Genomic DNA, 11229 nt, shown 5'->3' with positions numbered 1-11229 from the left:
AGCCTTTTTGGGTACTTTTTCGGCGTTTGGAAAAAGTGCCTCGCCGTAAGGGCGAAACCCGTAGAAAGCCGTGGCGCATCGAATGGATATGTACGCTGTAAAGGCAGCTATTTACCTGCTGCAAAAACAACAGCCCCCCCAAGTACATATCCGGCACACGCGTCCAAGTAACAGCACCTGCGTTGATCTTTCCCGGCAGGCAAACCCCTTTTAAAGGGGCAACTGCTCAGGACTGCTCTAGAGTCCATACACACCTCTAATAAAAACAATCGAGTGTCGTGAGCCGCCATGAACATTCTTTACGATGAACGCGTCGATGGCGTTCTGCCTGACGTCGATAAAGCCGTCTTGCTGCACACCTTGCAGGCGCGCTTGCCGGATCTTGAAGTCCTGCATCTGCGCGAGGAACTCAAACCGTACGAATGCGACGGTCTGTCTGCCTACCGCACCACACCGCTGCTGGTGGTGTTGCCGCGCCACCTTGCCGAAGTCCAAGGCGTGTTGCGAATCTGCCATGAACTGCATGTTCCTGTCGTCGCCCGCGGCGCCGGCACCGGTTTGTCCGGTGGTGCACTGCCGCTGGAAAAAGGCGTGCTGCTGGTGATGGCACGCTTCAACACCATCCTGCACATCGATCCGGATGCCCGCACCGCACGGGTCCAGCCAGGAGTGCGCAACCTGGCGATTTCCCAGGCCGCGGCGCCGTTCGGCCTGTACTACGCGCCGGACCCCTCCTCACAAATTGCCTGCTCGATCGGCGGCAACGTCGCGGAAAACGCCGGTGGCGTGCATTGCCTGAAGTACGGCCTGACCGTGCACAACCTGCTCAAGGTCGAAATACTGACCGTAGAGGGTGAACCCCTGACCCTGGGGTCGGACGCCCTCGACTCCCCCGGTCTGGACCTGCTGGCGCTGTTTACCGGCTCCGAAGGCATGCTGGGGGTCATCACCGAGGTGACGGTCAAACTGCTGCCCAAGCCCCAGACCGCCAAAGTGCTGCTGGCCGCGTTCGATTCTGTCGAAAAAGCGGGGCGGGCCGTGGCAGACATCATTGCCGCCGGCATCATCCCCGGCGGCCTGGAGATGATGGACAACCTGGCCATCCGCGCCGCCGAAGACTTTATCCACGCAGGCTACCCCGTCGACGCCCAGGCCATTTTGCTGTGCGAGCTCGATGGCGTGGAAGCCGATGTCTTTGATGACTGCAACCGCGTGCGCCAGGTGCTGCAACAGGCCGGCGCCACCGAAGTGCGCCAGGCCAGGGACGAGGCAGAACGGGTGCGCTTCTGGGCCGGGCGCAAGAATGCCTTCCCGGCGGTGGGCCGCCTCTCGCCGGATTACTACTGCATGGACGGCACCATACCGCGCCGTGAACTGCCGGGCGTGCTGCAAGCCATTGCCGCGCTGTCGGCCGAATACAACCTGCGGGTCGCCAACGTGTTCCACGCCGGTGACGGCAATATGCACCCGCTGATTCTGTTCGATGCCAATCAACCCGGCGAACTCGATCGCGCCGAGGCCCTGGGCGGCAAGATCCTCGAATTGTGCGTGAGGGTCGGCGGCAGCATTACCGGCGAACACGGTGTGGGCCGTGAAAAAATCAATCAGATGTGCGCGCAGTTCAGCAGCGATGAGCTGACCCTGTTCCACGCGGTCAAGGCCGCCTTCGACCCCGGTGGTTTGCTCAACCCCGGCAAGAACATTCCGACCCTGCATCGCTGCGCCGAGTTTGGCGCCATGCATGTCCATATGGGTCAGTTGCCCTTCCCTGATCTGGAGCGTTTCTGATGCGCAGCCCTCAGGATATCGATGACAACAGCAGGCTGCTGGAGCAGGTAAACCAGGCGTTGCAGTACGCCACCCCGCTGCGCATCCAGGGCTCAAACAGCAAGCTGTTCCTTGGCCACAACGTGGCGGGTGAAGTGCTTGATACCCGCTCCCACCGGGGCATCGTCAGCTATGACCCGACCGAACTGGTGATCACCGCCCGCTGTGGCACGCCGCTGTCCGAGTTGGTGCGGGTGCTGGACGAGGCACAACAAATGCTGCCCTGCGAACCGCCCTCCTTCGGCGACGCCACAGTGGGCGGCATGATTGCCTGCGGGCTCTCGGGGCCGCGTCGGCCATGGTCGGGCTCGGTCAGGGACTTCGTGCTCGGCACACGGGTGATCACCGGGCACGGCAAGCATTTACGGTTTGGCGGCGAGGTCATGAAAAACGTCGCCGGCTATGATTTGTCACGCCTGATGGCTGGCAGTTACGGCATGCTCGGAGTGCTGACCGAAGTGTCCCTCAAGGTTCTGCCCAAGCCGCGCCAATGCCTGAGTATCAGCCTGGAACTGGACGCCGGTCATGCCCTGCTGCGCCTTGCGCAATGGGGCCAGCAACCGCTGCCGATCAGCGCCGCATGTCACGATGGCCAGCGCCTGCATCTGCGGCTCGAAGGCGCAGAAGGGTCCGTGGCGGCGGCCCATGAACGGCTGGGCGGTGAGCTTCTGGCCCCGTCCTTCTGGGCCGGCCTCAACGAGCACCGGCTGCCGTTTTTCAATGAAGACCAGCCCCTCTGGCGGCTGTCATTGCCTAACAACATCCCCGAACTGGCACTGCCCGGACGGCAACTGATCGACTGGGGCGGCGCCCAGCGCTGGCTCAAATCGGACGCCGACGGGGCGTTTCTTCGCCATGTGGTAGCCGAGGTCGGCGGGCATATGACCTGCTACAGCCACGGCCTTGCTGACAGCCCGTTCCAGCCGCTGCCCGAGACCCTGATGCGCTACCACCGCAACCTCAAACAACAACTCGATCCACAGGGCATCTTCAACCCCGGGCGCCTGTACGCGGAGCTTTGAGCCATGCAGACCACCTTGAGCGAACACGCACGCCAGCTTCCCCGCGCCCTGGAGGCCGAAAGCATCCTGCGCAGTTGCGTGCACTGCGGCTTCTGTAACGCCACTTGCCCGACCTATCAACTGCTCGGTGACGAACTGGATGGACCCAGGGGCCGTATCTACCTGATCAAGCAGGTACTCGAAGGCAACGAGGCGACCCAAAAAACCCAGCAGCATCTGGACCGCTGCCTGTCGTGCCGCAATTGCGAAACCACCTGTCCCTCCGGCGTCGACTATCACAATTTGCTGGATATCGGCCGCGCGGTGGTCGACGCACAAGTACCAAGGCCACTCGGCCAGCGCTTGCTGCGCGAAGGTTTGCGCAGCGTTGTACCCAATGCGGGGCTGTTCAAAAAGCTCCTCGGCAGCGGCCAGGTTCTGCGTGCGTGGCTGCCCGCCCCTCTGCAAATCAAGGTGCCTCGCCAGGTGCCGGCGGCTAAACCACGCCCCGCTACCCGCCATGCACGCCAGGTGCTGATGCTCGAAGGCTGCGTGCAGCCCGGGCTGTCCCCCAACACCAACGCGGCCGCCGCCAGAGTCCTGGACCGACTGGGGATCAGCGTCACTGACGCCCGCGAAGCCGGTTGCTGCGGTGCCGTGGATTATCATCTGGACGCTCAGGCTGACGGCCTGGACCGCGCCCGCCGCAATATCGACGCCTGGTGGCCGGCCATTGAACAAGGCGCCGAGGCCATCGTGCAAACCGCCAGCGGTTGTGGTGCCTTTATCAAGGACTACGGCCACTTGCTGTGCAGCGACCCGATGTATGCGCACAAGGCAGCCAGGGTCAGTGCGCTGGCCAGGGACCTGGTTGAAGTGCTGCGCGACGAGCCGCTGGAAACACTCCGTATCCGCAGCGATCAGCGCCTGGCGTTCCACTGCCCCTGTACCTTGCAACACGCGCAAAAGCTCACCGGGGCGGTTGAAGCCATGCTGACCAGCCTGGGTTTCAACCTGACCCACGTGCCCGACAGCCATCTGTGCTGCGGCTCGGCAGGCACTTATTCACTGACCCAGCCCGAACTGTCCCGGCAACTTCGCGACAACAAACTCCAGGCCCTGGAAAGCGGGCACCCCGATGTGATTGTCACGGCCAATATCGGCTGCCAGTCCCACCTCGACAGTGCAGGCAGAACCCCGGTGCGGCACTGGATCGAACTGGTTGAGGCCGCCCTGCCCTGACCCGAATCAGCGAAGGCCGGCTACTGGCACGAAACACGCCAGAGCTGGTCAACCCTGGTCGTATAGCTCTGGCTCATCATCTCCCGCCGCATTCCCCAGTCCGGGTTTCGCGGCACGCTGGCCGTTCGCAGCGTGCCCCTGCCCCAGCGCCCGTTGATCGCATCCAGTACCGCCATCACCTTTGAAGCGTCCGCCGGTTGATTGACCGCAAACAGGTCGTCCGAGAACTCACCCGGCTGGCGCAGATCCAGCAGCAACACCTCGGCCTTGCTGTATTTGAACCCCGGCTGGAAAACATGTCCCAGCGCATCGACCGCAGCCTTGGTCAGTAACCGCACGTCATCGGTGGGGTACGGCAAGGTCACCACCACCCCTCTGGCGTATTTCGCTTCGTCCGGGTTGAACATGCCTGTGCGAATGCTGACCCGGATTTTCTTGCAGAAGGATTTTTGCCCCCGCAGTTTTTCCGAGGCACGCATCATATAGGTGGCCACGGCCTCCTGGATGGGCGCCAGCTCGGTCAGGCGCTTGCCGAACATGCGGCTGCAACAGATTTCCTGCTTGGGCGGGTCGGGTTCGTCCAGGGCCAGGCACGAGGTGCCGGCCAATTCACGGGCGGTCTTTTCGATGACCACACTGAATTTTTTGCGCAGCGTCCAGGGGTCGGCCCTGGCCAGGTCCATGGCGGTGCGGATGCCCATGCTTTCAAGGTGAACGGTCATGCGCCGCCCGACGCCCCAGACCTCTGACACCGCAGTATTGCGCAGCACCCAGTCACGCTCATGGTCGCCACAGAGGTTCACAACCCCGCCCGTATGGGTCTGAAGCCTTTTGGCAGTATGGTTGGCCAACTTGGCCAGGGTCTTGGTATGAGCAATCCCGACCCCGACCGGAATACCCGAGCACCGCAGGATCCGGCTGCGCAACTGCCGCCCCGTCGCGGTGGCATCCACAATGCCGGTCAGGTCGGCAAAGGCCTCGTCGATGCTGTACACCTCGACTGCCGGCACCATCGACTCAATCAGGCTCATGACGCGCTCGCTCATGTCGCCATACAGCGCATAGTTGGACGAGAACGCCACAATTCCCAACTGCTTGAGCCGGTGCCTGATCTGAAAATACGGTTCTCCCATCTTCACATGGGGCTTGGCGTCATAACTGCGGGCGATCACGCAGCCGTCGTTATTGCTCAGCACCACGATGGGAACCTTGGCCAGATCCGGTCGAAATACCCGTTCGCAGCTGGCGTAGAAGCTGTTGCAGTCAATCAGCCCATAAACCGGACCAGGCTTAGTGGTCATGGCTGCGCACGGTATAGGTGATCACGCCCCAGATCGAAAGCTCATCACCTTCCAGCACATAGCGGTCCGGGTATTTCAGGTTTTCGGACTGCAGGATCACGCTCTTGGCGCGCAAACAAAGGCGCTTGCAGACGGGGTCATTGTTGAGCAGCGCCACCACCACATCGCCGTGCCCGGGTTCGATTGCGCGATCCACCACCGCCAGGTCCCCGGAAAAAATCCCGGCGCCCTGCATGCTGTCGCCATCGATCCGTACCAGATACACGTGGGGCGCGCGGATACCGAGCAGTTCGTCGAGGGAAATTTCCTTGTCGATATGATCCGCCGCCGGTGACGGAAACCCGGCAGGAACCTTGAAGGAACACAGGGGCAGGCGAATGCCATCTTCAGCAATAGGTCCCAGGGGTGTGAAGCTCATGACGCGCGCCTTCTTCTAACTGTATGAATATACAGTTAACAGCGTAGGATCATTCCGGTCAATTTATCTATCAGGGATTGCGACGAGAGGACGGTCATCCGCGAGCAGCCCTGCCTGTCTGGGCCTGCTCGCTGATGGCATGTCTTATATCTGAAGATCGGCCAGACGCCACGCCGACATGCTCCCGAAACACCCCGTGCCATTGACGGCGAAGGCGCTGGCCAACAGGCTGTCGGGCCGAGGATAGATCCGGCTGCTCAGGGTGTAAGCGCCATCGTCAACAAATACTTCGATGGACGAGCGATCAAGGAACACCCGCAGCGCGATCCGCGTTTGCCCCGGTGCAATCGGTACGCTGCGCACACCGCTCACCCCGGCTCCCGAGTACTGGCGGTCGAGCACCAGACGGCGGGCCATCGCATCGAAATACAGCAAAGTGCGCTCCCGACCGTCTTCGCTACAGCGCAGCGCCAACCCGAAACGCTCGGCGCTGCTGCCCGCCAGGTCCAGTTCAAGCTCAAACTCCAGCAGCGCCCCCTGAACATCGAGCACGTGACTGGCGGATGCGACCTCATCGATCTGCAACAGGGTCTGTGACTGCCTGAGTGCCGTCAGCTCGCGGGCGGGACGCATGCGCAGCCGGTCGCCGTCACGGCTCAATTCACGCGGCAGTGACAGCGCGCCACACCAGTGCTGCGCCTGGCTGGGCATAGGGCTTTCCCACATGTCCATCCAGGCCCAGAGCAGGCGGCGGCCGTCGGGTGCCAGCAGTGTCTGCGCGGCATAGAAATCGTGGCCATGATCAAGCTCGTGCAGTTCACCGCAGGGGGTGAACTGCCCGCTGTCATCCAGCCGGCCTGTTCTATAGCTGTTCTGGTACAGGTTCCAGTTATCGTAGCCACAGGGCTTGAGGCCTTGGGGCGAGTAAAGAAACACGTCGCAGCCGTCCAGCTCGAAAATATCCGGGCATTCCCACATGTAACCATCGGGCTCGCGCCGCCCTTGCAGCGCACAGCTCAGGTACTCCCAATGGTGCAGGTCAGCGGAGCGGTAGAGCAGCAACTGCGGGTCATCACCTTGGCGTGCGCCCAGTGCCATCCACCATTGCCCGTCGCGCCTCCAGACCTTCGGGTCACGCCAGTGCATGATCGAGGGGTCAGGAGGTGTCTGGAGCACGACGCCCTGCTTGGTAAAGGTGATGCCGTCCGCGCTGCTGGCCAGGCATTGCACCTGACGAATCTGCTCGTCATTGCGCGTTTCACCCAGCCACTGGTGCCCGGTGTAGATCAAGTACAGGGTGTCGTCCGCGACCACGGCCGATCCGGAAAAGCAGCCGTCCCGGTCGTAAGGTTCACTCGGCGCCAGGGCAATGGGCAGATGCTCCCAATGCACCAGGTCCCGGCTTTTGGCATGCCCCCAGTGCATCGGCCCCCACTGCGCCGAATACGGGTGATGCTGGTAAAACATGTGGTACTCACCGCGAAAAAAAACCAGCCCGTTCGGGTCATTCATCCACCCTGCCGGCGGTGACAAGTGATAGCCGAGGCGATAGTCATTACCTCGTTCAGGCAGTTTCTTTTCGATGGCGCGATGCGCTTCATCCAACAGTGCAGCGTGCATGGTTTGATCCTTATCAGGGTTCATAGCGGGTAACGGATTGAGCAATGGCAGGCAGTGCCAGTGCATCCGGGAGAGAGGGTTTTTCTGTGGCTCGCACCGGGTCCGGGCGCAGCAGGTTCCAGGACAGCAACAGGCAAGCCCCCACAAGTCCGGCCATCAGGATGTATACGTTGGCAAAGCCAAACTGGTCATAGCCGTAACCCACCACCGGCGACAGCACCATGGCTGTCAGTTGCTGCGCAAAATGGAAGCCTACAAGATAGATCGAAGCAGACAGGCGCACGTCAAAGTTCAGCGAAATGTATTTGAACACCGACACCAGCAGGATCGGCACCTCGATGGCATGCAGCATCTTGCAGGCCGCGACTGTCCAGACGTCCGTCGCCAGCCCGGAGCCCAGGATGCGCACAAACATGATGGCGCCGGCCAGGATCAATCCGTACTTGGCCCCGGTACGGCTGACCAGCCAGGGCGCCAACAACAGCAAGGCGGCTTCAATCAGCACCTGGGATGAGTTCAAGTACCCGTAGGCGCTGGTGCCCTCCTGCGGTGTGGCGAAAAAGGACGCAAAATAGACCGGGAATTGTTGCTCGTAGATCATGTAGATCCCGCAAACCCCGGTCAGATACACACTGAATGCCCAGAAATGCGGCATTTTAAGCAACTGCCAGAGGTCGGCCATGCGGACCGGAGCGGCCCCACCCTTTTGCAGGCCCGGCTGGTTGAGCCGGCTCAGGTCCAGCCGGGACAGAATCAGCAGGAACATGACCCCGGCCGCGCTGCTCATGTAGAAAGCAATATCAGGGTCAATGTTGAAAACCACCCCCACCACACAGGTTGCCGCAGCCCAGCCTAAAGACCCCCACATCCTGGTAGTGCCGAACTCGAAGCCCACGTGACGCGATACACGTTCGGTATAGCTCTCGATCACACCCACACCCGCAAGCATCGCGAGCGCCAGGAAAACTGCGCCGACCACGGCCCCCAGCACCACGTTCTGGGCCAGTAGATTGCCATAGACGTAGATCGAAAACGGGGCGGCGGCGCACAGCAGCAGACCGATCCACACCAGCAGTTTCTTGGACAGCCCGAGCCGGTCCTGAAGCGCGCCATAGAACGGTTGGATCAACAGCGCCGCCACTGCGTTGGCGGCGAACACATACCCGGTTTCGGTGCCGGAGAGGCCTATGACCCGGTGGAGCCAGATAGAGAAAAGCGAATAGCTGGATGACCATGCAAAAAAGAAAAAAAACAGCAAACCACTGATAAGCCAATACTCGCGCTTGACCGTCTGTTGCATGTGATGCCCCTCTTATTTTTATTTAAGTTAACGTTAACATAGCAACATCATTACGCGGGGCAAACTCGTTGCTGTCAAGGATTTCTAGTGCAAGTGGCTGCGGGTTGCTGTGGGAACCTGCCTGCCGGCGATGGCGTCACCGGGGTGTGCCTGAAACACCTCACCGCCGGCATCGCAGGCAGGCCAGATGCCGAAAAAATTGCGCCGTCGCCGTTGTATCAGGCAGCAGCTTTCGGTTTGCGGCTGAACCCGTCGATCACGATATACAACAGCGGGCCTATGGAGACGAAAACCGCCGTGAGCAGAAAATAAGGCACCAGGGAGACAAGCGAGCGGCCCTTGGCACGGCCATCCCGATACATCCACACGCAGGCCATGGCTGCGAGCAAATAAAGATCAATGACCACCTGAGCCGTGTCCGGGCTCGACATCAGCCCAAGACCGAACGCAACAAGGGACTGGTCGGCCCGCAACATCGTGCCTGCCGTATACAAGGAGAAACCCAGCAATGCAGCGAGGGCGATATAAGGTCGGTTCATGTCGTCTTCCAATAAGGCTGAAGCAGGTGATAAGTACGGGCACGTTAGTGATACTTTTGCCCCTGCAGCAATGACCTCACAGGTCATGGACTCAGCCCCCCGGTACTGCCAGAGTTAACCCATGAACAGCCGACCTTTCCCCCACACGACGCCCCCGACCACAGGCGGCACGCAACTGCGCCTGCTACGCCGTCAGGCCAGGTTGAGCCAGCTGGATCTGGCCTTGATCACGGGTATTTCCCAACGCCATCTGAGCTGTATCGAGACGGGCCGTGCCAGGCCAAGCCCCGGCACGCTGCACAACCTGTTGATGGCGCTTGAAGTGCCACTTGAGCAGTGCAACAGCGTGTTCCTCGCGTCCGGCTATGCTCCGCGCTACGAGGCCACCCCGCTCTCTTCACCGGCAATGGATGCCGTGCGTGACGCCATCACTCATGTACTTCACGCCAACAATCCCGCCCCGGCGATTGTGCTGGGCAGCCACTGGGAAGTCCTGGCGGCCAACGCCAGCACCCGGGCGCTGTTCGATCTGGTCGGGTTGCCGGCAGACTCGGCACAAGGGCTGAACCTGCTGGTTACGCTGCTGCAGCCCGGGGGGCTGGGCGACCATTTGATCAACCCCGGGGAGATACGCAGCCTTGCCTGGCAGAGGGCAACGCGAGAAGCCCTGGACAACCCCGTGCTGGCCGACCTGGTGCAAACCCTCACCGCGCCGGACTCCCCGCCTGCAGTGGCCGGTGAACTGCCCCCGCTGGTGTTGACCCGAATCCGAACCCCCCATGGCGAGCTGAATTTCATGTCGACCTTCACCACGTTCGGCATGCCCCTCGACATCACGATGGCCTCGTTACGTATTGAGCATTTGATCCCTGCCGACGCGAACACCTGGCAGATCATGACGACGGCCTATGAGCAATCGTCCCGCCCCCTCACAGATGCCTGAACACCGCGGCCGCAACCACGCCTGCGGCAATCGCGGGCAGGGGCTTCCTGAGCAACAGCATTACGACAGCCGTGGTCAGCAAGGCGAGCCGCGCGCCGTTGTCGCCGTTGAGCGCCAGGGGCGCCAGAAGGGCCACCAGCACCGAACCCGACATCGCACTGATAAATTGCTGCACCCTGTAGTTGATGGGCACAAAAGACATCACGAACACACCCCCCAGGCGCGTGATCAGAGTCACCACGGCCATGATCAGGATGATGATAAAAGTGCCGTAACCTGCGCTATCAATGCTCATGCTTCTTCTCCATCCATACCGCACCCAGCAGGCCGCCGGCCAACGCCCCGACAACCACATGGCTGTTGTCAGGCAAGTAGCGGTGCGCCAGCAGTGACGACACGGCTGCCACGCTCCAGATGATCAGCATGCGCAGGTTCTTTTGCCCGCCGACCACCATGGCCAGCAGAAAACAGCCCATCACCATGTCCAGTCCCAGGCTCACCGGGTCCTGGATCTCGCTGCCAAAATACACACCCAGCCAGCTGCCCAGCACCCATGCAGCCCACAAGGCAATGCCACCGCCCAATATCAGCCCCACACCCGACTTGCCGCTGTTGAATGCCTGCATCGACATCGCCCAGTTGGCGTCCGAGATGACCATCATCACTCCGTAGCGCTTGGCCGCGGGAAGCTCACGCAGCCAGGGATACAGGGTCGCACCCATCAAAAGATGCCGGGCATTGATCGCGAACACCGTCACAATCAACGGCACAACAGGGACCTGTGCCCCCCACAGGTCCAGCGCCGCAAACTGTGACGCACCGGCAAAAACCAGGGTGCTCATCAGCAGGCTCGCCCCGTTATCCAGCCCGGTCTGGGCGGCAGCCAGACCGAAGGCCACCCCGAACACCACCACAAACAGGGAAATGGGCAACAGTTGCTTGAAGCCCCCCCACACTTCACTCCAATCCAGTTCGACCGGACTCTTATCACGACTCAACAAAGCATCCCCTCCTCTGTGCCACGACCTGCTGTTTTAT

General features: G+C 61.3%; 11 protein-coding genes. 4 read left to right on the top strand and 7 right to left on the bottom strand.

Annotated elements, in window-relative coordinates; translation table 11 throughout:
• Nucleotides 1–288: 288 nt before the first annotated feature.
• The 3 genes from glcD to glcF are packed head-to-tail and all read left to right on the top strand — an operon-like array spanning nucleotide 289 to nucleotide 4070.
• Nucleotides 289–1788, top strand: coding sequence for a glycolate oxidase subunit GlcD (gene glcD / locus ACZRMS_RS20250; RefSeq protein WP_463996774.1), 1500 nt, complete (start codon nucleotides 289–291; stop codon nucleotides 1786–1788).
• Nucleotides 1788–2849 (top strand): glycolate oxidase subunit GlcE, encoded by a 1062-nt coding sequence (gene glcE / locus ACZRMS_RS20245; protein ID WP_463996773.1) that lies wholly within the window; start codon nucleotides 1788–1790, stop codon nucleotides 2847–2849. Before glcD ends, glcE begins: the two co-directional genes overlap by 1 nt.
• Before the next feature lie 3 nt (nucleotides 2850–2852).
• Nucleotides 2853–4070 (top strand): glycolate oxidase subunit GlcF, encoded by a 1218-nt coding sequence (gene glcF / locus ACZRMS_RS20240; RefSeq protein ID WP_463996772.1) that lies wholly within the window; start codon nucleotides 2853–2855, stop codon nucleotides 4068–4070.
• 20 nt (nucleotides 4071–4090) lie between these two features.
• On the opposite strand, the gene umuC is transcribed toward glcF, so the two are convergent.
• From umuC to ACZRMS_RS20215, 5 genes are all read right to left on the bottom strand, one after another.
• Nucleotides 4091–5371: a translesion error-prone DNA polymerase V subunit UmuC gene (umuC, locus tag ACZRMS_RS20235; protein WP_463996771.1), complete on the bottom strand. Its 1281-nt coding sequence runs from the start codon at nucleotides 5369–5371 to the stop codon at nucleotides 4091–4093.
• On the bottom strand, nucleotides 5361–5789 hold the full coding sequence (locus tag ACZRMS_RS20230; RefSeq protein ID WP_463996770.1) for a LexA family protein: 429 nt from the start codon (nucleotides 5787–5789) through the stop codon (nucleotides 5361–5363). The genes umuC and ACZRMS_RS20230 overlap by 11 nt, the downstream gene beginning before the upstream one ends.
• A gap of 144 nt (nucleotides 5790–5933) precedes the next feature.
• Nucleotides 5934–7409: a glycoside hydrolase family 32 protein gene (locus ACZRMS_RS20225; RefSeq protein WP_463996769.1), complete on the bottom strand. Its 1476-nt coding sequence runs from the start codon at nucleotides 7407–7409 to the stop codon at nucleotides 5934–5936.
• Between the two features lie 13 nt (nucleotides 7410–7422).
• A complete protein-coding gene (locus ACZRMS_RS20220; protein ID WP_463996768.1) occupies nucleotides 7423–8709 on the bottom strand; it encodes an oligosaccharide MFS transporter in 1287 nt (428 codons plus the stop codon).
• A 218-nt stretch (nucleotides 8710–8927) separates the two neighbouring features.
• A complete protein-coding gene (locus ACZRMS_RS20215; protein WP_463996767.1) occupies nucleotides 8928–9248 on the bottom strand; it encodes a DUF2834 domain-containing protein in 321 nt (106 codons plus the stop codon).
• A 121-nt stretch (nucleotides 9249–9369) separates the two neighbouring features.
• Between ACZRMS_RS20215 and ACZRMS_RS20210 the strand changes: the two genes are divergently transcribed.
• Nucleotides 9370–10191: a helix-turn-helix domain-containing protein gene (locus tag ACZRMS_RS20210; RefSeq protein WP_463996766.1), complete on the top strand. Its 822-nt coding sequence runs from the start codon at nucleotides 9370–9372 to the stop codon at nucleotides 10189–10191.
• On the opposite strand, the gene ACZRMS_RS20205 is transcribed toward ACZRMS_RS20210, so the two are convergent.
• Nucleotides 10178–10486: an AzlD family protein gene (locus ACZRMS_RS20205; protein ID WP_463996765.1), complete on the bottom strand. Its 309-nt coding sequence runs from the start codon at nucleotides 10484–10486 to the stop codon at nucleotides 10178–10180. The genes ACZRMS_RS20210 and ACZRMS_RS20205 overlap by 14 nt on opposite strands.
• Nucleotides 10476–11192 carry an AzlC family ABC transporter permease gene (locus ACZRMS_RS20200; protein WP_463996764.1) on the bottom strand — a complete coding sequence of 239 codons (717 nt, stop codon included), beginning with the start codon at nucleotides 11190–11192 and terminating at the stop codon, nucleotides 10476–10478. The genes ACZRMS_RS20205 and ACZRMS_RS20200 overlap by 11 nt, the downstream gene beginning before the upstream one ends.
• Nucleotides 11193–11229: the final 37 nt, after the last annotated feature.

The sequence above is a fragment of the Pseudomonas sp. B424 genome, assembly GCF_055408345.1.
The sequence above is the reverse complement of the archived record's forward strand: the minus strand, read 5'-3'. Positions and strand labels throughout refer to the sequence as shown.

Bases quoted from the DNA above. Each gene is read 5' to 3' on its own strand.
- ACZRMS_RS20230 (WP_463996770.1), bottom strand. From the start codon at position 5,789: ATGAGCTTCACACCCCTGGGACCTATTGCTGAAGATGGCATTCGCCTG.
- glcE (WP_463996773.1), top strand. From the start codon at position 1,788: ATGCGCAGCCCTCAGGATATCGATGACAACAGCAGGCTGCTGGAGCAG.
- umuC (WP_463996771.1), bottom strand. From the start codon at position 5,371: ATGACCACTAAGCCTGGTCCGGTTTATGGGCTGATTGACTGCAACAGC.
- ACZRMS_RS20210 (WP_463996766.1), top strand. From the start codon at position 9,370: ATGAACAGCCGACCTTTCCCCCACACGACGCCCCCGACCACAGGCGGC.
- ACZRMS_RS20225 (WP_463996769.1), bottom strand. From the start codon at position 7,409: ATGCACGCTGCACTGTTGGATGAAGCGCATCGCGCCATCGAAAAGAAA.
- ACZRMS_RS20220 (WP_463996768.1), bottom strand. From the start codon at position 8,709: ATGCAACAGACGGTCAAGCGCGAGTATTGGCTTATCAGTGGTTTGCTG.
- glcF (WP_463996772.1), top strand. From the start codon at position 2,853: ATGCAGACCACCTTGAGCGAACACGCACGCCAGCTTCCCCGCGCCCTG.
- ACZRMS_RS20205 (WP_463996765.1), bottom strand. From the start codon at position 10,486: ATGAGCATTGATAGCGCAGGTTACGGCACTTTTATCATCATCCTGATC.
- glcD (WP_463996774.1), top strand. From the start codon at position 289: ATGAACATTCTTTACGATGAACGCGTCGATGGCGTTCTGCCTGACGTC.
- ACZRMS_RS20215 (WP_463996767.1), bottom strand. From the start codon at position 9,248: ATGAACCGACCTTATATCGCCCTCGCTGCATTGCTGGGTTTCTCCTTG.